This window comes from Mesorhizobium sp. WSM4898 (assembly GCF_029625845.1).
Taxonomy (GTDB): domain Bacteria; phylum Pseudomonadota; class Alphaproteobacteria; order Rhizobiales; family Rhizobiaceae; genus Mesorhizobium.
Genome location: NZ_JARTVQ010000002.1, coordinates 1,058,099 through 1,078,988 on the forward strand (window position 1 = coordinate 1,058,099; position 20,890 = coordinate 1,078,988).

A 20,890-nucleotide genomic window follows, 5' to 3' on the forward strand; every position below is an offset into this window, starting at 1 on the left:
GCCTCCGCCTTCCTGCTATTATGGAGCCGAGGACACGTACCCATGAGCGAAAAGCGGAAGCTGGCCGCAATCCTCGCTGCAGATGTGGTTGGATACAGCCGGCTCGCGAGCGCGGACGAAGATCGTACTTTGGCGAGGTTGCGGGCACTGCGCAGCGACCTGATCGATCCGATCATCGCAGTCCACAACGGGCGGGTAATCAAGCGCACCGGGGATGGAGCGCTGGTCGAGTTCCGCAGCGTGGTGGATGCCGTGCGCTGCGCCGTTGAGGTTCAGAACGGCATGGTCGAGCGCAATGCCGGCGTGCCGCAGGACCGCCGCATCGAGTTCAGGATCGGCATCCATCTGGGCGATGTGGTCGAAGAGAGCGACGGCGACCTGATGGGCGACGGCGTCAACATCGCCTCGCGTTTGGAGGGCGTCGCGGCGCCCGGCGCCATCTGCCTGTCCGAGGATGCCTATCGCCAGGTCAAGGCGCGGCTCGACCTCTCGGTCAGCGATCTCGGCAGCACACAGCTCAAGAACATCGCCGAGCCGATCCGGGTCTATTCGCTGCAAGTCGGCAGCGCCGGGACCAAGCCGGCCGCGACCCCGGAAATCGCGGCAAGCCGGCCCGCGACGGCAGCGCCGCCGAAACTGTCGATCGCCGTCCTGCCGTTCGCCAACATGAGCGGTGACGCCGAACAGGATTACTTCGCCGACGGCATTTCTGAGGACATCATCACGGCGCTGTCCAAACTGTCGCAGCTCTTCGTCATCGCACGCAATTCGTCGTTCACCTTCAAGGGGCAGAACGTCCATGTGCAGGAGGTGGGCTCGAAGCTCGGCGTGCGGCATGTACTTGAGGGCAGCGTACGCAAGTCGGGGAACAGGGTGCGCATCACCGCGCAGCTCATCGATGCAACCTCGGGCGGTCACCTTTGGGCGGAGCGGTTCGATCGGGACCTGACCGATATATTCGCCGTGCAGGACGACGTGACGCAGCAGATCGTCGGAGCGTTGGCGCTCAATCTCACCGAAGGCGACCGTCAGCGGCTGGCGCCCGAGTATGCGCGCAACACGCAGGCGTATGACTATTTCATGCGGGGCCGGGAGCTGTGGCACCGGCTGACGAAGGAGACGAACGTCGCAGCCCGCGACCTCTTGCAACGTGCGATCGAACTGGACCCGAAGTTTGCCTCTGCCCACGCCTTCCTCGCCCTCACGCACGGGCTCGATTACCTGAACAGGTGGAGTGCGTCGCCGCCGGAATCGATGGCGCAAGCGGAAGAGGCTGCAACGCGAGCGGTAACGCTGGATGACAGCGATCCCTGGGCGCACTGGGCACTGGCTATCGTGAAGCTGTATACACGACGGCACGATGAAGCCATCAACGAGGCCGAGCACGCGATAGCTCTCAATCCGAACTTCGCCGAAGGGCACGTGATCCTCGGCGAGGCGCTGCACTATTCGGGCAGATCCGTAGAGGCGCTCGAGAGTTACGCCCGGGGCAAGACCTTGAATCCATACTTTCCGGATGTGCTTCTGCATTTCCAGGCTTTGGCATCGTTTCAACTCGGAAGGTACGAAGAGGCCGTTGACCTCTTGCTGCAGCGGCTGGCTCGCAACGCTGTCACCGATGTCTCGCGCGCGCTTCTGGCCGCCAGCTACGGCCATCTGGGCCGTTTCGCCGAGGCCCGCGAGGCATGGCAGGAGGTGCTTCGCGTCAATCCCGACTATTCGCTGGACTACCGACGCAAGGTCTTGCCCTACAAGAACCCTGCCGATTTCGAACTCATCGTGGACGGGCTCCGCAAGGCCGGTATCGTGCAGTGACAGATGGGGCCATGTCAGGTCAGGCCTTGAACTGCGTTCATTCACGAATGGACTCTCCGCGAATAAAACCGGAAGCGAAGCTCAGGTCGCCTTGATCTCTGCCTGGCCGATCTTGCGCCATCGGGCGTCTTCCCGAACCAGTTTCAGGTCGTCGGTCGTCTCGGCAAATGTTTGCAAGCGATACTGCCGCAGTAGATTCGGGAAGAGCGCCCCTTGCGGCAGGCCGGCAAGCTGCTCGCGGACCGAGATCTTTTCATCGATGACCCGCACGCCCCAGGCATTTTCCCGAACCTGCAGCTCCTGAGCCAGATCGCGCTCTTCCGGCGCGTTCTCGTCAAGCGCGGCCAGCAGGATCGAGTGGAAAAGCGCCACATAGCCAATCTGTCTCAGGCCGCCCACAACCCGCACGCGCGGCAATATGGCGAGCACGAGGAACGTGAGGAACAAGTTCGGCAGCAGCACGCCTTCCAGTAGCGCCTGCTTGAGATGCGTTCGCTCGAACGGGATGGAAAGACCATGCCGCCTGTCGGGCTCGATCAGGTGGCCGTTCTCAAGGACGAGCTTGCGCACGCGCTCGTCGCGGATGCCCCAGAAATAGGCTGTGGCATTGGGCAGGAATCTGCCAAATGGTCTCGCTGCGGTCTCTTGCAGGGCACGTTCGAGACGCTTGCGCCTCGCGGGCTCAAAGAGCAGCTTGGAAAGAAGGCTGCCGTCATATTCCAGATGCCGAGCCATGGCGGCCGCGGCCAGCCGATCATCGATGAAAACCGGCTTGGCCATGCTGGAACAGTCCCAATTGGCGACCAGATCCTCGTTGAGGGCTGTCACCGCGTCGGCCGCGGTTGCAAACATCTTGTCCCGGCTGGCAAGCAGTGTGCCCAGCCAGCGGCTGGCATCCGTTTCATCACCCACCGCTTCGAGCGCGCGTTTGTTGAGGAAGACGGGACCGGCCGCGCAGGCGCTTTTGCGGCAAAGCTTGTGGCGTCCCATGCCAAACAGGTTGACCTTGTCGTCGCCGACATCGAGCCATCCGGGCCCCTCCCGGCCGATTGTCTCCATGGTCATCGTCGTTCCCATGAAGCAGAAGAAGGCCGAGAGCCCGCTTTCGACCGCGCCGAGCCAGGCAAGCAGCAGGGCGTCGAAGGTGATCCGGTCCATCAGAAGCAGACAGTGCAGGCCGGACTGAATGACCGGTCTGTGCTCGAACGCTTCGAGGGCCTTGCCGACCTCTTCAGGCTGCATGATCGCACCAAGACGCCGATGCAGCACGTCGCGCAGGATCGAGCGGGCAGCGATCGCCGGGTCCGATGCAGGCCTTGCCACCGGCCGCCACAGATGGCGGGCATAATCGGAAACCGGTGCGTTCCAGTTCTGCTCGATGTCACGCACGACCTCCGGGCAGAGCAGCGACAGCACAGCCAGAATTTCCACTGGAGGCGTGGGGATTGGGTCAGCCACGGCGGTCATCTGTCCCGTCTGGCGGCTCGCGGTGCAAACGCCAAGGGAGACCAGACTTCCTGAATGCCGGCCCACACATGGATCGTCAACTCGATCAGAACCGTGTGAGATGAAATTATCCTACAGAGTTCTCCATCGGCAACCACCAGTTCGCCAACTCGGCTTGATTTGTAGATCGGCTAAACAGTTATGACCGAACAGCGGATTTCAGAATCGCAGCCGGGCCATGCTGAGGAGGTCGTGGTACTGGCCCTCGGTAAAACCGGCCTTCACATGCCGACCTTCGACCTCGAAGCCGTGGCTTTTGTAGAGGCGCATGGCCGGTTCGTTGTCGGCATAGACGGTCAATTCGACCCGCTTCAGAGCGCGCCAGTTGTCGGCCACGTCGAGCAGCGCGCCAAGTATGGCAGAGCCGATGCCTTTGCCGACAAAGGCATCGTCAAGACCCATATTGATCTCGCCGATATGCGAACGGCGCGGCGAGCCCTGCACGACCAGGCTGCCATGGCCGACGACCCTGCCCTCCACCTCCGCAACGATCCAGGTGGTTTCCTGGCCGGACTTGGCGATGCGCCGCTCTACCTGCTCCACCATCTCGAAAGGCATCCTGAGCGTGCCCCAGCGGAAGCCCGGCATGTTGAAGATGGCGCAAAGCGCCTCCGCATCGCTTAGCCGAACGGATCGGAGCTGCGGCTGGATTTTCTCGGAGGATGGCGAGGTTGTGCTGGTCATAACGTTCCCGGCGATGGCAATCGGCACGGTACGATGCACCCTACGTCACCTGAAAATCCAGCCGTCTCTAGAACCTATGATGCCGATTGCGAGCTAAAATACTGAGTGGCGGCGAAAAGTTTGAAGACGCCGCTGATGCCGATCCAGGCGAAAAGGGCGAGCCAGCACAATGTCCCGGTCGCCGTCCAGTCGATCCGGTTCACCGCAGCGTCGGTGATGACGAGTCCAACAATGGCAAGCAGGCCAACCAGCAACTGCGCCAAGCCCAGCACCAGCAGTTCCTCGCGCGGCGCGCTTCTCCAGACGACATATATGCCACCCGCCCCCGCGAGGAAGATGGCGCTGTAGACCTGAGCGTGGAAGCCATCGACCGGCCATGGCCAGAAGCTGCCGAATGTCAGGGGGAACAGCAAAAGGCCGACGCCATAGAGCCCAAGGACTGCCAATTCCACCGGCATGTAGCCGCGCCATGCGGGCTGTAAGGTCACGCCTTTTGCAGAAGGACGGGCCCTGGCCCGCCACAAGAACAGCCCGGATGCCGCGACCGAACCAAGATAGACCAGAAACCAGAGCCAGGGCGCTTTGCGCCCGAAGTTGAAATAGCCGAGATTGATGAACGACGCCACCGACACGATGACGGTGAAGATGAGCGCCATGACGAGCACGAGCCTGCCGGGCGACCAGCGATTCCAGAACAGCAGCGCCGCCATCACGACCATTTCGGCGGTGTAGAAGCCACCAAGGAAGCGGGCATTGAACGGGGTGACGGCCCACGGCCAGCGCGGCTTGACCAGCACGGGCGCGAAGAACAGGCCGGCGCCTACGGTCAGGACGATAATGACCACCAAGGAAAAGAGGCGCAGGGTGCCGGGAAACGGCGGATTGTCGGATGTCGGCATCGGGTAGCCCGCATAGATAAATGCCCATGGATCATCATAGTGCCGGTTGCGGCCGGCGAAAATCCACCAAACGGACTTGAGGTATCGCCCGGCTTGTCTATTCGAATGGCCGTAGGGTCGGTTTCGAAGTAAAATGGCGCAGTCGGACCAGGACCGGTCCGGTCAACACGTTTCGGCGGCGCATTTCTTCCGGAGCCTGCACGATGAACGAAGCTCAGGATCTGTTCTCGCTTCTGCGGCAATCGACCGATGTCGATCCGCGGGCAATCGATGCGATCAAGCGAACCATCGCGGAGGGCAAGGACCGCGAGCTTTGCCGCATCAATGCTCTAGCCTTCGCCAGCAAGCATGGCCTCGATGTGGAACGCGCCATAGGCGCCTTTCTGCATGCGGCGCGCGTGGGCCTCTTCGACATTTCCTGGAATGTTCTATGCCCCGGCTGTGGCGGCGTGCTCGACAGCAACGCCACGCTCAAAACCCTGCAGAAGGACGAATATACCTGCGCGCTGTGTTCCGAAGGCTATTCACCGACCCTCGACGAGATGGTCGAGGTGACATTCACGGTCAGTCCTCGCGTGCGCAAGATTGCCGCCCACAATCCACACGAACTGCCGTTGGTGGAATATTTCCGCCAGATCTACTGGGCGTCCGGCGTCGACCTGCCGGAAGAGGATTTCGCCAAGACGATGGAAGCGTTCTCGCTGGAGGATATCGAGCTTGCGCCAGGTGAAAAGGCTGTTCTGCCCGTACAGCTTCCGTCCGAATTCATCATCGTCTTCGAGCCGGTCACCCATTCAGTGCAGTTCATCGACGTCAAGGGCGAACCGACAAGAGAGCGACGAAGCCTCTCATTGGTCTTCGACCGCGAGCATGTCCAGAACCAGACGCTGGAGATGCAACCCGGCCCGTTGCGCATTTCGCTGGAAAACAGGACCGACACCCGCGTGCTGCCGACGGTCTTCATCGCCGGCCAGGAATTGCATGATCTCCTGGGCAAACGCCGGCCGTTCCTGACAGCCAAGCGCCTGCTCACCAACCAGACGTTCCGCGATCTTTATCGCACGGATACGCTCGACATCAACCAGCGCCTGAAGATCACTAGCCTCACCTTCCTGTTCACCGACCTGCGTGGATCGACCGAGCTTTACGAGCGGGTGGGCGATCTTTCAGCCTTCGATCTCGTGCGCGTGCATTTTCAGGTTCTGCACGAGATCGTCGCGTCGGAGGCAGGCGCGGTGGTGAAGACGATCGGCGATGCGGTGATGGCGACCTTCGCGACGCCGGATCGTGCGATTGCGGCGGCCCTGAGGATGCGCGATGCCATGCGTGCGCTCAATGAGAAGAGCGGGCGCGAGGATCTGCTGCTCAAGATCGGAGTCCATGCCGGCCCGTGCATTGCTGTGTCTATGAACGAGCGACAGGACTATTTCGGCCAGACGGTCAACATTGCTTCGCGGGTCCAGAACCTTGCCAACGCACAGGCGATCTTCGCCACGCGCGCGGTGGTCGACGACAATCTCACCGCCGATCTGTTGCACAGGAACGCGCTGACGCCCGTGCCACACGAGGTCTCGCTGCGCGGCATCGAGAGGGAGATAGCGGTATACACGATCCCCTGAAGACTTGGGCCGTTTCGGCCCTCAGACGCGCCTGCAGACAAAATAGCGATTGGCGGGTACCGAAGGCGGCAGTGGAAGGCTTTGCAACTGCGGGTGATCGAGCGGCGTGCCGCTGACCGCAATGCCTCCGACGCGAAGCAGGCGCGCGGTCAGTTCGGGGAGCCAGGTGGAGGTCACTGCATCGCGATCTTCATAGCCGGTGCCGATGTCGGCATGAACAAGAGCGGCCTCGATGCCGATGAACCTGCTCGCCGTCTCGCGGATTTCGCCGAGCACGAGGTTTTCAGCTTCGGGAATTGAGCTGGCGTGTGCGGCAAGTGCGCGGTCGAACGCCACGATCCGTCGGCCGGGCAGACGCTCGCGCAGATGGTGGAAGGTCCGGCCATTGCCGAGGCCGAGCTCAAGGATGGGACCCTCGATCTTCGCCACCTCCGCGCAGACTTGATCGAGAATGTCGCGCTGTGCCGTCAGCCTGCGGATGAAACTTTCGAGGCGACTCATATGCGTCTGTGTGTCCTGAACCAGCTCAAGAGACCGGCAATGCCCGCGATACCAGGATGAAACCCGAGCAACGTGTTAGCCCGATCCGGCGTCGCCGCATATAGAGGCGAACGTTCAACACAGCAACAACCGAACAGGCCCCCGACGAACCGGGCGGAGTCTGCGCCTTGAAGCGCGGCGGACTGGCGATGTCACTTGTAAGGGTCCGCAGCGTCCCGCAAGCCGTCGCCGAGGAAGTTGAACGCCAGAATGACGAGAATGACGGGGAGGATCGGCAAAAGTAGCCATGGATAAAACGCGATCACGCTGACGCTGCGCGCCTCGGTGAGCAGGATGCCCCAACTGGTTATCGGTGCCCGCAGCCCGAGCCCGAGGAAGCTCAGCGCCGTCTCGCCCAGGATCATGCCGGGTATGGAGATCGTCGCCGTCGCGATCAGATGCGACATGAAGCCCGGAATGAGGTGCCGCCGGATAATGCGGCCGCTGCTGGCGCCCATCAATTGCGCGGCCAGAACGTAATCCTCCTCTCGCAACGCTAAAAGCTTTGAACGCACGGCCCGCGCCAATCCGGTCCAGTCGAGCAGCCCGAGGATGACGGTGATGCCGAAATAGATCAGGATCGGACTCCAAGTTATCGGCATGATCGCCGCCAGAGCCAGCCATAGCGGAATGCTGGGGATCGATTGCAGAACTTCGATTATCCGTTGAACGATCAGGTCGAAGATGCCGCCGTGATAGCCGGCCAGTCCGCCGATGACTATGCCGAGCAGGAAGCTGAAACTGATGCCGACGAGGCCGATCGTCAGTGAAATGCGTGCACCATAGATGATGCGCGAGAGCACATCGCGCCCCAGCCTGTCAGTGCCGGCCAGGAAGAGCTGGCCGTTTTCGGCAGGGCAGACAAAATGCCTGTCACCTTCGATCAGGCCCCAGAACCGGTAGCTGTCGCCCTCGCAGAAGAAGCGGATCCGCTGAACATCGTCCTGTTGGTCGATGTAGTTCCGCTTCAGCGTGTCCATATCCAGCTTCATCTGGCGGCCATAGACGAACGGCCCGACGAACTGGCCGTTGTGGAACAGGTGCACCCGCTGCGGCGGCGCATAGATGTAGTCCATGTTGCGCGTGTGCAGATTGTAGGGCGCCAGGAACTCGCAGATCAGTATCGCGAAATAGAGCACCGCCAGGAATATGCCGGATACAAGAGCAAGCCGGTGCCGTCGAAATTTCCACCACATCAGCCGCAACTGCGACGCCTGAAAGACCCTCGACTGCTCCGGCGTCATCGCCTCGACCGACTGCAGGTCAAAGGGCGCGATGGAAACATAGTGTTGCAGCGGAGCACCCGGAGCGGGAAGTGGCGATTGCGTGTTCATTTGGTACTGCCGCCCTGCAAACGAATTCGTGGATCAAGCAGTGCCAGCGCCAGATCGGAAATCAGCACGCCGATGACCGTCAGGAAGGCGAGGAACATCAGGAACGACCCTGCCAGATACATGTCCTGGCTTTGCAGCGCCTTGATCAGCATCGGCCCGGTCGTTTCCAAAGACAGCACGATCGCCGTGATTTCAGCACCGGAAATGATGGCCGGCAGGATAGAGCCGATGTCCGAAATGAAGAAATTGAGCGCCATGCGCAGCGGGTATTTGACCAGGGTCCTGAAGGGATGAAGGCCCTTGGCGCGCGCCGTCACGACATATTGCTTGTGAAGCTCATCGAGCAGATTGGCGCGCAGCCGCCGGATCATGCTTGCCGTGCCCCCGGTGCCGATGATCAAGACCGGGATCCAGAGATGGGCGAGGATCGACTTCGCCTTGGCCCAGCTCATCGGCTCGCCGAGATATTGCTGGTCCATGAGATGGCCGACGGACGTGCCGAACCAGATGTTGGCGAAATACATCAGGATCAGCGCCAGCATGAAGTTCGGGATGGCAAGGCCGAGAAGGCCGAAGAAAGTCAGCCCATAGTCGCCCCAGCTGTATTGATGCGTGGCGGAGTACATGCCGATTGGAAAGGCGATGAGCCAAGTGAAGAGGATCGTGACGAAGGAAACCAGCACGGTCAGCCACATTCGGTCCCCGATCACGTCGCGAACCGGCAGCTCATATTCGAAGGAATAGCCGAAATCGCCGTGCAGCATCCCGCCAACCCAGTAGAAGTAGCGAATGACCGGCGGCTTGTCGAAACCGTAGTCCTTCCGCATCATCTCGATGCGGTCGGAATCCACCGCCTCGCCCTGAGCCCGAAGCTCGGCAACATAGCTGTCGAAATAGTCGCCTGGGGGAAGTTCGATGATCGTGAACACAAGCGCCGATATGATCAGCAGCGTTGGGACCATTACGGCAAGGCGCCAGACAATATATCGAAGCACGCTCAGGACTCTCCAAGCCAGAATGTATCGGGCATGTAGACACCGAAATAGGCGGTCGGGTCGTAGCCGTAGAGCGCCTTGTCAGGCAGATTGCGCAGCCGCGAGGAGGCCAGAACCGGCTGATATGTTCCGTTCACCGTGCCGATCGAAAACACCTGATCGGTGTAGATCGACAGCATTGAATTCCAGATTTCAGCGCGCTCCGTGGCTTCGGTCGATGCGTTCCAGCGCTTGAGTAAGGTCATCAACTCGACCACAGGCGGAAGATCGGGCGCCTCGCCGAGCCTGCCACGAGACAAGTAGTGAGCACCCCAGAGCGGCCATTGCAGTTGGTCGTCAATGGTGGGGGCCAGCTGGTACGGGTTCATGTCGGCGGTCGGCACGCCATTGTCGATGCCCGACCACATCGACATCATGATCTGGCCGCCAAGCGCGCGACTGCGAAAGATGTCGCGCTGCGAAGTCCGGATGAACAGGGCGATACCGATCTGGCGCCAGTGATCGCTGATGAGCTCGAGCGCATCCGTTTCCAGCGTGCTTTCGCCGGCCGTTTCCACGACGATCTGCGCCGGGCGTCCATCGGGAAGTATCCGCAGGCCGTCATCGTCACGCGCCTGAAGCCCGACCTCGTCGAGCAGGGCATTGGCCTGATCAGGATCGTAGGTGACCCAGGCTTTCGCGAATTCGGGCCGGTAGAGCGGGCTCTCCGGCAGGACCGTATCGGCACTTTCCTGCGCCAATCCATAGAACACAGCCATATTGATCTCGCGCCTGTGCACAGCGAGCGAAAGTGCACGACGCACGCGCACGTCGCGAAAAAGGCCACGCCAGACCTGGTCGGCACAATTCAGATTGGGCAGCAGCGCCAGTCGCGAACCCTGTGTGCGTTTCCAGAGATGCATCTTGACCGGGTAGCGCTTCTCCGCGTCCTTCAGGAAGGAGTAATCGCTGAAATCAATTCCCATGCATTGCAGGTCGCTCTCGCCCGCGCCGGTCTTGGCGGAAATAATCGCCGACGAGCTCACATTCATGACAATCCGGTCAACATAGGGTAGTTGCCGGCCATTCTCGTCTATGCGGTGAAAGAACGGATTGCGCTCGAAGACGAACTGCTCAGCCGGCGGCTTGGTCCGGTTCCGCCAGGGATCGAGCGTCGGCAGTTCCGGGTTCTCCGGGCGATACTGCCGCGACATGCGGATATGCAAGAGCGTCCATTTCTTGGCCCTGTTCTCCTCCATCAGGCCGGCGAGCCGGAATGGATCCTGGTATTTCTTGTGGAACTGCTTGAGATAGGCGGCCGGCAGAACAAGCGATAACGGCGAAGCAGCCGCGAGCTTGGGCAGGAAGTCGGGATTTGGCGCATCCCAACTATAACGGACCGTCAACGCATCGACGATCTCGAAGCGTGGCGGCTTGCCGTCGGCCAGCAGGGCCGGTGCGAGCCCGCCTTGCGAAAGTTCGTCGTTCAGCCAGACATCTTCCCAGCAATAGCGAAAGTCCTCCGGCGTCAGCAGGCTACCGTCAGACCATTTATGTCCTTCCCGTATCTTGAAAGTGAAGACGCGATCGTCTGCTACCTCGAAATTTTCAAGAATGTCGGCTTGCAAGTTGAGCTTTTGGTCATAGCCGACCAGGCGAGCATATCCGTAGATCGTCATCATCCGGATATCTTTCTGACTGCCGATGATCGTGCGCAGCGTGCCGCCATACTGGCCGGGCTGCCGCCCCATCGCAGCGAGATTCAACACGCGCGGGTTCTTGGGCAAGCGCTCGGAGAGTGCCGGCAGCGCCAGGGCCTTCAGCAGCGGCTGAAGAAACTCCGGCTCCAGATCGCCTGCGTGCAATGTGCCCGGCAAAACCGCCGAAGCCATGAGTCCGAGGACGGTGCGCCGGCTGATCAATGGCGTAGCTCGCTGACATCGGCCGAACGTCGGGCCAACACGAGGTGGCCGCCACCAAGATCGAGCGGCGACAATACATCCTCGTCGCCCTCGTCGCGGAATTGCGGTCCCCATGCGCTGGTGTCGGAAGCGCCGCTGAGCTTCAGCGTCGTGAAATCCATCGGCCTGTCGAGGTCGGGGAAAGGTACTGCGGCGACAAGTGAGCGCGTGTAGGGGTGGATCGGTTTCCTCAGCAGAGTTTCGCGTGGCGCAAGCTCGACGATACGCCCGCCGCACATCACTGCGATTCGGTCTGCCATGTAGTCCACCACCGCCAGATTGTGCGATATGAACAGGTAGGTCAGGCCCAGTTCCTTCTGCAGGTCCTTCAGCAGGTTCAAGATCTGCGCCTGGACAGAGACGTCGAGCGCCGAAACCGGCTCGTCGCAGATCAGCAGTTCAGGGCCCAGCGCCAACGCGCGCGCGATGCCGATACGCTGACGCTGCCCGCCGGAGAAACTGTGGGGATAGCGCTTGATGAAGCGCGGATCGAGCCCGATCGCCTGCATCAGGCTTTTGACAGTGGCGAGTCGGGACGCGGCATCGCCACGTTGATGGATCTCCAGCGGCTCGCTCAGGATGTTCTCCACTGTCATGCGAGGTGACAGCGATGAAACCGGATCCTGGAAGACCATCTGGATTTTGGCGCGCAGCATGCGCAGGGCGTCTCCCTCGCCTTGCAAGACGTCGATCGCTCCATCGCGGCCGTTGAACGTCACAGAGCCGCCGCTAGGGGTGATAGCCCGCATAAGGATCTTGCTGACCGTGGTTTTGCCGGAGCCGCTTTCGCCGACCAGCCCCAGGCACTCGCCGCGCCTGATATCGAAGCTCACGCCGCCCACGGCGCGAACCGTGGTTTGGTGATCCCCGCCAAACAATCCGGACTTGCGGATTGTGAAGGTCTTTTTCAGATCCCTGACCGACAACAGGATATCGTCTGGCCCCTTCGACGGCGGCGCCGTCTGCTTGCCGAGCAGGTTCTCGACATTCACCGGCACCTCGCGCAGCGCCTTTAGCCTTTCGCCAGGCTTCAGGTCGAAATGCGGAACGGCTGCCATCAGGCCCTTCAGGTAGGGGTGACCTGGTCGGCGGAATATCGCCTCGACAGGTCCCGCTTCCATGATCTCGCCATGGTACATGACCACGACCTCGTCGGCGACGTTGGCGACCACGCCGAGGTCGTGGGTGATCAGCAACATCGCCATGTTCAGCTTGGTCTGAAGGCCGCGCAGCAAATGTAGGATTTGCGCCTGGATGGTGACGTCCAACGCCGTCGTCGGCTCGTCGGCGATCAACAGGGCGGGCCGGCAGATAAGCGCCATGGCGATCATGGCGCGCTGACGCAATCCTCCTGAAAGCTCAAAGGGATACATATCATAGGCGCGTTTGGGACTCGGAAAGCCGACAAGACCGAGCATTTCCTCGGTCCGCGCCTTGCGCTCCGCCCGAGCCATGGGGGTATGAATCTGCAAGGATTCGCTGACCTGGTTGCCGATCGTGTGCAGCGGCGACAGCGATGTCATCGGCTCCTGAAAGATCTTGCCGATGCGGCTGCCTCTCAATGCCCGGATTTCGGGTCCATCACGTGGCATCTTCAGGATATCTTGCGTGGTGCCGGGCCTTTCGGGATCGGAGAACAGGATACGGCCGCGAACATGGGCTGATCCCGGCAGAATGCCCATCACTGCCTGGCTGAGAACCGATTTTCCGGAGCCGGACTCGCCCACAAGCGCGGTAACCTTGCCGGGCAGGACGCGAAGATTTGCGCGCCTGACGGCATGCAACGGTCCCCCGATGATGGCAAAAGAGATGCCAACATCCTCGATCCGCAGCAGATCAACACCCGAATTCATTCCACACCAGCCCCAATCTGGCAGGTTCGGAAGCGAGACTAACCTATTGCCAGCTTAGAGCAACTTGGATTCGGAAAGGTCGCCAGTGGAGGAACTGGCGACCGGACTGTCTACCGGAAACTTCGGATCAGGTCGTGGCGGTTACTGGAGCTTGCTCGGGTCGCCCGCCGACAGCCGCGCGGCATCGCGGTGAAGCAACATGACCTGCTCGGCGTCCGATCTTCGGTCATAAACCGGCTCCAGCGCACCGTCTTCATCGACTGCGAGAGCACCCGACAGATCGGGTGAGAGCACCGTCAGCTTCTGCTTGATGCCAGCCAGTTCCTCGCTGCCGAGCGTCAGCCAGTTGCTGGCGCCGCAATAGCTGGCGAAGTCCTTGCTGGCGAGAATGCTGTGCGGATATTTCTTGGTCAGTACCTGGAGACGCTGGACCTCGTTTACAGCCGAGCCGAAGACAGAGAATGTGAGCCGGTCGGTAAGCCCGACATTGCCGAACATCACATTGCCGACATGTAGACCGATACCAAATTTTATGTCGGTTAGCCCCTTTTCCTTTCTGCGCAGATTGAGATCCGTCACGCGCGCTGTGGCGCTGCGCGCTGCCGCAAGAGCAGCCTGGCAGGCGATCTCGGACTGCGAGCGATGCCTTTCGCAAGGGTAAACAGCGATGAAGCCATCCCCGATGAAACTCATGATCTGCCCACCTTTGCGATTGAAAGGTGCTGCAACGGCGTCGAAAAACTGGTTCAGCGTATCGATATAGATTTCACGGCCGGAGGTTTCGGCAAGCCTTGACGACCCGCGCATGTCGCCCATAACCAGCGCGGCCCGGATTGTATCGCCCTCGCCGCGCTTGATCTGACCGTCAAGCACGCGCCTGCCGGCGTCGCCGCCGAGATAAGTGGTCATCATGTTGTCGGCGAGCTTGGTGAGCACCGCCATCTTGGTTGCCATAGCGAGATGGTTCTGGATGCGCAGCAGCGCCGAAATCATGCTGTCGCTGAACCCTGCGGCACTGTCGGTGGACCAGGACCCCATCATGCCCTGACTGGCGTTGCCGTTGAAGGAATGCACGAAAGCCAAATAGTCGGTGACGCCTATAAGCCTGAGATCATCGAAAACAGGAAACTCTGATGGCAGCGACGGGTCGAGCCGGCGTCGCAGGTGGTCGAGCTTGTTGCTGAGCAGATGATAGTATGGGCTGGTCAGGAACCTGTCGGACGGCGCGCCGGGCTCATTGCGGAAGCTTTCGATTTCTAAGCCTCGGCCGCGAACCCAGGTGAAGCCAAGCGCATCATAAAGCGGATGAAGCATCGAAAAGCTCAAATGCACCCGCTTCAACGGCAGGCCGGCAGCAGCCAGCCGTTCGCAAAAGCCTTTTACCAATGTTTCCAGGTCGTTGCCGGCAAGTACCGATTGGTTCAGCCAATCGGCTACCTTATCCATGAGGATGGTGGAAATTTCTGCTTGCGTTGTGCTCATGCTATCTCGAAACTCCTCGAAGACGAGGCATTGTCCTTTGATCCGCCCACAACACAGTCCGCCAACGACCCCAAGAAGAGATCCCCGAAGTCAATGAAGCCAGCTTTGGCAGGAAAAGCCGGCGAAGAACTTCGCAACTGGCTGTCCGTGCGGGCGAGCGACAGGCTAACTGTATCTATTTACTCGCGGCATTATGTGTCGACGCTGCCGGCCGAGTGCAACCACGATCCTGACATCGAGCAAAGAATTCGCCGGCTCAGACCGCCGTCAGGCCTTTACCACCGTCTCTCGGGCTAGCCCGAGGCGGCCGAAAACATTGCGCGTGTCGACGATCAGAAGGGCGTGATCGGCGATCGCCTGATAGTCGATCGCGTCGTGGTCGGTTGCAACGACGACAGCATCGAAATCCTTCAAGGTCCCCTCGCTCAATTCGACAGACCGACGCCCCTTGATCGCCATATGCTCCCGTGTCGTCGGAATTTCTCTGACGTGCGGATCGTGGAATTCGGCCTTGCCGCCCCATTCCTCGATGAGTTCAATGAGCCGCAATGAAGGGCTCTCGCGGATGTCCGGAACATTCTTCTTATAGGCGAGCCCAATGATGAGAATGCGCGAGCGGCTGAGCGCCTTGCCGCAACGCCGGTCCAGCGCCCTGGCCAGTTCATCGACCACATGACGCGGCATAGCCGTGTTGATCTCTGCCGCCAGTTCGATGAAGCGGGTCGGCAGTTCGTATTCGCGCGCCTTCCACGTCAGGTAGAAAGGATCGATGGGGACGCAGTGCCCGCCAAGTCCGGGCCCAGGATAGAACGGCATGTAGCCGAAGGGCTTGCTCTTTGCCGCCTCGATCACCTCCCAGATGTCGATGCCCATCGCACCGAGCACGACCTTCAACTCGTTGACCAGGGCTATGTTGACCGAGCGAAAGATGTTTTCCGTCAGCTTGACCGCCTCGGCGGTCGCGGTGGTGGAAACCGGAACGACGGTCTCGACCACACCCTGGTAGAAAGCCTTCACGAGCGCCGCGGCTTCAATGCCGTCGCCTGCCACGACCTTGGGGATCGTCGCGACTTCAAAGCTGCGGTTGCCTGGATCCTCGCGTTCGGGCGAGAAGCCCAGGAAGAAGTCTACCTTCGACTGCAGGCCGGTTTGTTCCAGGATGGGCTTGATCACGTCGTCGGTGGTGCCGGGATAGGTGGTCGATTCCAGCACGACCAACTGGCCGAGACGCAGATGCTTCGCGATGGTGCCTGCCGTGTTCCTGACAAAGGAGAGGTCTGGCTCGCGGTTTTTCGTCAGCGGCGTCGGAACGCAGATGACGATGACATCGCAGGCGGCCAGTTCGGTAAAATCCGCAGTGGCGCGAAACCGTCCGCTCGCCACCTCGACGGCAAGGGCAGTGGACGTCACCGCCTCGATGTAGGATTGCCCGCTGTTCAGATTCTCGACCTTCTGGGCTTCAATGTCGAAGCCGAAAACCGGGAAGCCGGCGCGTGCTACCGCGACCGCCAGCGGCAATCCGACATAACCCAGTCCGATCACCCCGACTTGCGCGGTGCGCGTCGAAATCCGGTTCAGCAGACTGTCATATGTCGATCGTGAGGCGTCCAAAAATCTGTTTTCCTCAATGTGGACAGACTGCCCGCTTCCACGGCGAGGCTCATGTGGGCCCAACAACCCCGAGGCATATTGCGGAAAATGGATCTCCGCAAGCCGTCGTCAGGCCGACACCTTCGCCTTCAGGCTTGCGGCAGCCATCGCATAACCGCCGGCGGCGCCGTCGATGAAATGAACATGATCGCGCTGCAGCGGCGAGGCGACGAGGCACGTCATCAACGCCGATTGCTGGCGGTGCAGGCCATAGGTGCAAATGCCCGCCTCTTCGGCCTGCTGCAGCCGGTGCTCGATCCGCTGCAACAAATCCGCATCTACATCGATGGTCATCTTCAAGCCGTCATCGAACTTCCGGAAATCCGAATTGCTGGCCACGTCGCGTTTGTAGATCTTCGGATCGAACCTCCCGATCGTCCAGCCATATCGATCGGTCACAGCCGCAAGCGACAACAGGAACACTATCCACAGCTTCGACACCCACCGCCTTCCCGCCGGCGCGACGGCCCGGGCCTCGAGATCGAGGCCGGCGCGCGAAAAACCGTAGGCCGGCCCGTTCACCGGCACCGGATGGCCATCACGTTCCTGTCGACCGACAAGGGCGATGATGTCGGAAGCCAGAACCTGAAAACCGCGCACATCGCGCGAGGCGCCCGGAACGGCTATGATCGAGACGATTTCGCCATGCCGGGCTTCGATCGGGCTCCAGCGGCAGGAGAGACCGGTCAGATCCGGCCGCGCGTTGGCCGGCGCAGGATCGATCAGGTAGCGCCCCGCTTTCATCTCGGCTTCCGCCCAACTGCCGCCGCCGCCGGCAAACATGGCATAGAACACCGCTTCGGAGGCCCGGAACCTCGCTACCCGAACGTCGAGGCCTTGCGCTCTTATATCCGCTATCGGCACGATTGCGGCACGCAAGGTCAGGGCCAACTCGTCCGCCACCCATCGCTGGACGGCCGCCAGGGCGTTGCGCGTGATCTCCAGCGCCGAACTCGGAAACGCCACGAGCGCGCCGTCGCCGCCGAAGACAAAGGGAAGATCTTGCCGACCCAGCGCATTGAGCAGCGCCGAAATGACGCTGGCGCCGGCCATATTCACGGTTTTATAGCGCCCTGCCTCGATCGCCTTGGTCGAGCCGACGATGTCGGCGGTGGCCAGCGCCCAGCCATCGGGAAGCGGCCGATAGTTGTCGATGTCGGCAACGCTTTCGAACTTCGCGAACACCGGCAAGGAAGCGACGAACGGGTCGGACGCTGCGGCTGTTTCCATGAGCATGCAATAGCACATTCCACTGCTTGAAGGTGAAACTCGATCATGCTTCGAAATTGACTTGCGCAGGCTTTCCAATGATAGGCTCCGGCGATGCGAATTGCCTTCTACGCGCCGCTGAAGTCGCCCAATCATGCCGTTGCCTCTGGCGACCGTCAGATGGCACGGATGTTGATCAAGGCGCTTGAGCATGGAGGGCATCGCGTCGATCTGGCATCCGAATTGCGCTTCTATCTACGCGAACCGGAGTCGAAAAGTTTCGATGCGCTCAAGGTCGAAGCCCGAGAGGAAGTCGCGCGGCTGACAGAGCTTTGGCAGCGTGACGGCAAGCCCGACCTCTGGTTCTCCTATCATCTCTATTACAAGGCGCCCGACCTGATCGGGCCCGAGCTGGCGTCGGCCTTTGCCATCCCCTATGTGACCGCGGAAGCCTCCTATTCGAAGCGGCGCAACGTCGGTTTTTGGGCCGATATGCAAGCCTTGGTGGCGCGAGCCGTCGAACAGGCGGCGCTGAACATCTGCTTCACGCAAAGGGATCGTCGGGGACTGACAGACGCTCTTCCAGACGCCGTTTTCGGCATGCTTTCGCCCTTCATCGACACATCGGTATTCCGGGAACTGCCGGCGCGTGGTTGTCCGACGCGTCTCGTTACAGTCGCCATGATGCGACCGGGCGACAAGGTCGATAGCTATCGCATGCTCGCGCAAGCCCTCGCTCCGATCGGCCACCTGCCCTGGACCATGTCGGTCGTCGGAGACGGGCCTGCCCGTGACGAGGTCAAAGGGCAATTCGCCGGCCTTCCCGCCGACCGGATCGAATGGCTTGGCGCGATCGAGCCAGCCGCCGTGCCGGATGTCCTCTACAGTGGAGGGATTTACGTCTGGCCGGGTTGCGGCGAAGCTTATGGCGTTGCCTATCTTGAAGCACAGGCCGCCGGGCTTCCGGTGGTGGCGCAGGACATCGCCGGCGTGCCGGAGGTCGTGCGGGATGGCCAGACCGGATTTCTCACCCCGCCGGGCGATGTGGCGGCGTTCACGTCTGCCATCGAAAGGCTTCTGGTCCGTGGCGAGGAAAGAACCGTCATGGCCGGCAACGCCAGACGTTTCATCCTCGAAGAACGCTCCCTCGCTACTGCAGCGGCGCGTCTTTCCGAACTTCTTACGAAGATCGCGGTTGCATGACAGTCGATCAGATCTGGCAGCCCTTGGTGGAAGAACTGGCGTGCTGGCGACGGGCGGACCGCAAGGCGGAGTTCTGGTTGCGCGACGACGACGCTGTGGATCCGACGGCTGCGCTTGATCGGCTGCTGGAACTCACCCGCGCATTCGAGGTTCCACTCACTCTGGCCGTCATTCCGGCGCTGACTGACGAGAGGCTTGTCGTCCGGCTTGACGAGGCGCCGCATGCCTCGGTCGCCATCCATGGCTGGGCGCACCGAAACTATGCGCCGCAGGACCAGAAAAAGCAGGAACTCGGCGCGCATCGGCCACGCCAGGCGGTGCTCGATGATATGGCTCGCGGGCTGTCGCGCCTAACCGGGCTGCACGGCGCGCGTGCCGTTCCGATGCTGGTGCCACCCTGGAACAGAATCGACGCCGGCTTGGTATCGGAGCTTGGATCGGTAGGATTTGCGGCATTGTCGGTCTTTGGGCCGCCGAAGCCGGCCCCGGTGCCGGTCATCAACAGCAATGTCGACATCATCGATTGGCATGGCACGCGCGGCTGTCGCGATCATGGGCCCTTGGTTCAGGCCATCATTGCGCAATTGCGGCATGCATTCGACGGTGGCGAACCGGTCGGCCTGCTCACCCACCATCTCGTCCACGATGAATCGGCCTGGCTTTTTCTCGAACGGCTGTTCACAGTCGCCGCACAGACTGAAGCCTGCGCATGGCTTCCGATCAGGACATTGATCGGGCGTAGCGGCGGTAGAGCAATTCCAGGAAAAGTGTGAGCGATTTTCCTCCGAAATTGCATCAAAACAATAAGATAGAGCAAAATAGCTCAGCGCTTTTTGTGCAATAAAACTGGAAATTTGAGCGTCTGGCCGTCCCGCGCGGCAAAAGCGCCGGCAAACCTGGCTTTGGCCAGTTGCTCGATCTCGTCCAATTGGTCGTCGGTGCGTGTCGGATCGTGGTGGAACAGCCCAAGCCCTCGGGCACCGGCGGCCTCACAGAGTTTGACGCCCTGCTGCCATGTCGAGTGCCCGTTGCCACGGCGGTCTTCCATTTCGTCCTCGGTATAGGTGCAATCGTAGATGACGAGGTCGGCGTCTTCGATCAGGTCGAGCACCGCCTGATCCAGCTTACCCGGCTCGTGCTCAGTGTCTGTGATCACCGCCACGACGCGGCCGCCCCATTCGACGCGGTAGCCTATGCAGCCTCCGGGATGGTTGAGACTGCCGGTCCGGACGACCACTCCTTCGCGCGGCCTTAGAACGTCTCCGGATACGAAATCGCGGCAGTCGATGCTTGCCTTGCAGATGTCGAGCTTGGCCGGAAACCACGGCGGCCGCATGAATTCATCGACCATCTGACGGGTCGTCATGCGTCCCGCAAGATGGCCGGACCAAAGCCTGACCTTGACGCTCCGGTCATAGATCGGTTTGAAAGCCGGCAGCCCGATGATGTGATCGTAATGGCAATGGGTGAAAAACAGCTCGAAATCGGTCACGCCCGAGGCCCGAAACGCTCTGCCGGCAAGCCCTAGGCCAGAGCCGGCGTCGAACAGAAGCATATGCTTGCCGCATCGCATCTCAATGCAGCTCGTGTTGCCGCCATAGCGAGAGAATTCTGGTCCCGATACCGAAATGCTGCCGCGCACGCCCCAAAACCTGACCAGGAAATCCATGCTGCTCCTTCGCCCGTCGTGGCCAAACAACTGCTGCTAGGCGTTTCGTGCGTCGATCAGGTCCGCGGTCGTATGGCTTAGACGATCGGCAAGAACCCGCAATATCTCGATGGTCATCTCCGGGAACTCCTTCATAAGCCTCAGGAAATGATCCTTGCTGATTTTCAAGGCTTCCAGCGGACTTGCCGCTCTGACGGTGGCAGTGCGGGAGCTGTTGCACAAGATGGCGATCTCGCCAACGATCGAATTCGGCGCCAGTTCGGCAACTTTTATCGGCCCGCTGTCGGAATCGACCAGAACATCCGCGCTGCCTGAGAGGATGACATAGGCGGCGTCTCCCTCGTCGCCCTGCCGGAAAAGGATCTGGCCGGCGCTGTAGCTCACACGATCGGATGTGAACGCAAGCAGCTTGAGCTTTGTCGGTTCGATGCCGGAGAACAAGGGAACGCGTTGCAGCATTCCAACTTCATCCTTGAGCAGCATTGTCGCAAA

At 60.8% G+C, this 20,890-nt stretch carries 17 protein-coding genes; 4 read left to right on the forward strand and 13 right to left on the reverse strand.

Features of this window, described 5'->3' with window-relative positions; translation table 11 throughout:
* Positions 1–42 precede the first annotated feature (42 nt).
* Positions 43–1,815: an adenylate/guanylate cyclase domain-containing protein gene (locus P9228_RS12570; protein WP_278053699.1), complete on the forward strand. Its 1,773-nt coding sequence runs from the start codon at positions 43–45 to the stop codon at positions 1,813–1,815.
* An 81-nt stretch (positions 1,816–1,896) separates the two neighbouring features.
* Here P9228_RS12570 and P9228_RS12575 read toward each other — a convergent pair whose 3' ends face one another.
* The 3 genes from P9228_RS12575 to P9228_RS12585 all read right to left on the reverse strand — a co-directional run bounded on the left by P9228_RS12575 (position 1,897) and on the right by P9228_RS12585 (position 4,904).
* Entirely contained in the window at positions 1,897–3,282 is a 1,386-nt protein-coding gene (locus tag P9228_RS12575; protein WP_278053700.1) for a hypothetical protein, read from the reverse strand.
* 198 nt (positions 3,283–3,480) lie between these two features.
* Positions 3,481–4,005, reverse strand: coding sequence for a GNAT family N-acetyltransferase (locus tag P9228_RS12580; RefSeq protein WP_127323812.1), 525 nt, complete (start codon positions 4,003–4,005; stop codon positions 3,481–3,483).
* 74 nt (positions 4,006–4,079) lie between these two features.
* A complete protein-coding gene (locus P9228_RS12585; protein ID WP_095823572.1) occupies positions 4,080–4,904 on the reverse strand; it encodes a hypothetical protein in 825 nt (274 codons plus the stop codon).
* 203 nt (positions 4,905–5,107) lie between these two features.
* Between P9228_RS12585 and P9228_RS12590 the strand changes: the two genes are divergently transcribed.
* Positions 5,108–6,523, forward strand: coding sequence for an adenylate/guanylate cyclase domain-containing protein (locus P9228_RS12590; protein ID WP_067326333.1), 1,416 nt, complete (start codon positions 5,108–5,110; stop codon positions 6,521–6,523).
* A gap of 21 nt (positions 6,524–6,544) precedes the next feature.
* Here P9228_RS12590 and P9228_RS12595 read toward each other — a convergent pair whose 3' ends face one another.
* From P9228_RS12595 to P9228_RS12630, 8 genes are all read right to left on the reverse strand, one after another.
* Positions 6,545–7,024 carry a class I SAM-dependent methyltransferase gene (locus P9228_RS12595; RefSeq protein ID WP_278053704.1) on the reverse strand — a complete coding sequence of 160 codons (480 nt, stop codon included), beginning with the start codon at positions 7,022–7,024 and terminating at the stop codon, positions 6,545–6,547.
* Between the two features lie 191 nt (positions 7,025–7,215).
* Entirely contained in the window at positions 7,216–8,397 is a 1,182-nt protein-coding gene (locus P9228_RS12600) for an ABC transporter permease (protein WP_278053706.1), read from the reverse strand.
* Positions 8,394–9,392, reverse strand: a complete 999-nt coding sequence (locus P9228_RS12605) for an ABC transporter permease (protein WP_066994096.1) — start codon at positions 9,390–9,392, stop codon at positions 8,394–8,396. Before P9228_RS12605 ends, P9228_RS12600 begins: the two co-directional genes overlap by 4 nt.
* A 2-nt stretch (positions 9,393–9,394) precedes the next feature.
* Entirely contained in the window at positions 9,395–11,293 is a 1,899-nt protein-coding gene (locus P9228_RS12610; RefSeq protein WP_347404291.1) for an ABC transporter substrate-binding protein, read from the reverse strand.
* A complete protein-coding gene (locus P9228_RS12615; protein ID WP_347404282.1) occupies positions 11,290–13,185 on the reverse strand; it encodes an ABC transporter ATP-binding protein in 1,896 nt (631 codons plus the stop codon). Before P9228_RS12615 ends, P9228_RS12610 begins: the two co-directional genes overlap by 4 nt.
* A 141-nt stretch (positions 13,186–13,326) precedes the next feature.
* On the reverse strand, positions 13,327–14,667 hold the full coding sequence (locus P9228_RS12620) for an adenylate/guanylate cyclase domain-containing protein (protein ID WP_066994087.1): 1,341 nt from the start codon (positions 14,665–14,667) through the stop codon (positions 13,327–13,329).
* Positions 14,668–14,934: 267 nt separating this feature from the next.
* The gene (locus P9228_RS12625) at positions 14,935–16,278 is read right to left on the reverse strand and encodes a nucleotide sugar dehydrogenase (RefSeq protein ID WP_278053710.1); all 1,344 of its coding nucleotides are present in this window, start codon (positions 16,276–16,278) and stop codon (positions 14,935–14,937) included.
* A 108-nt stretch (positions 16,279–16,386) separates the two neighbouring features.
* Positions 16,387–17,565, reverse strand: a complete 1,179-nt coding sequence (locus tag P9228_RS12630) for a DUF3095 domain-containing protein (protein ID WP_278053712.1) — start codon at positions 17,563–17,565, stop codon at positions 16,387–16,389.
* Positions 17,566–17,640: 75 nt separating this feature from the next.
* Here P9228_RS12630 and P9228_RS12635 point away from each other — a divergent pair, with 75 nt between their 5' ends.
* Both P9228_RS12635 and P9228_RS12640 read left to right on the forward strand, forming a co-directional pair.
* Positions 17,641–18,729, forward strand: coding sequence for a glycosyltransferase family 4 protein (locus tag P9228_RS12635; RefSeq protein WP_278053713.1), 1,089 nt, complete (start codon positions 17,641–17,643; stop codon positions 18,727–18,729).
* Positions 18,726–19,502, forward strand: a complete 777-nt coding sequence (locus tag P9228_RS12640; protein ID WP_278053714.1) for a polysaccharide deacetylase family protein — start codon at positions 18,726–18,728, stop codon at positions 19,500–19,502. Before P9228_RS12635 ends, P9228_RS12640 begins: the two co-directional genes overlap by 4 nt.
* A 50-nt stretch (positions 19,503–19,552) precedes the next feature.
* Here the strand turns inward: P9228_RS12640 and P9228_RS12645 are convergent, their stop codons facing one another.
* Positions 19,553–20,398: an MBL fold metallo-hydrolase gene (locus P9228_RS12645; protein WP_278053716.1), complete on the reverse strand. Its 846-nt coding sequence runs from the start codon at positions 20,396–20,398 to the stop codon at positions 19,553–19,555.
* 36 nt (positions 20,399–20,434) lie between these two features.
* On the reverse strand, positions 20,435–20,881 hold the full coding sequence (locus P9228_RS12650; RefSeq protein ID WP_067326300.1) for a cyclic nucleotide-binding domain-containing protein: 447 nt from the start codon (positions 20,879–20,881) through the stop codon (positions 20,435–20,437).
* Between the last annotated feature and the right edge of the window lie 9 nt (positions 20,882–20,890).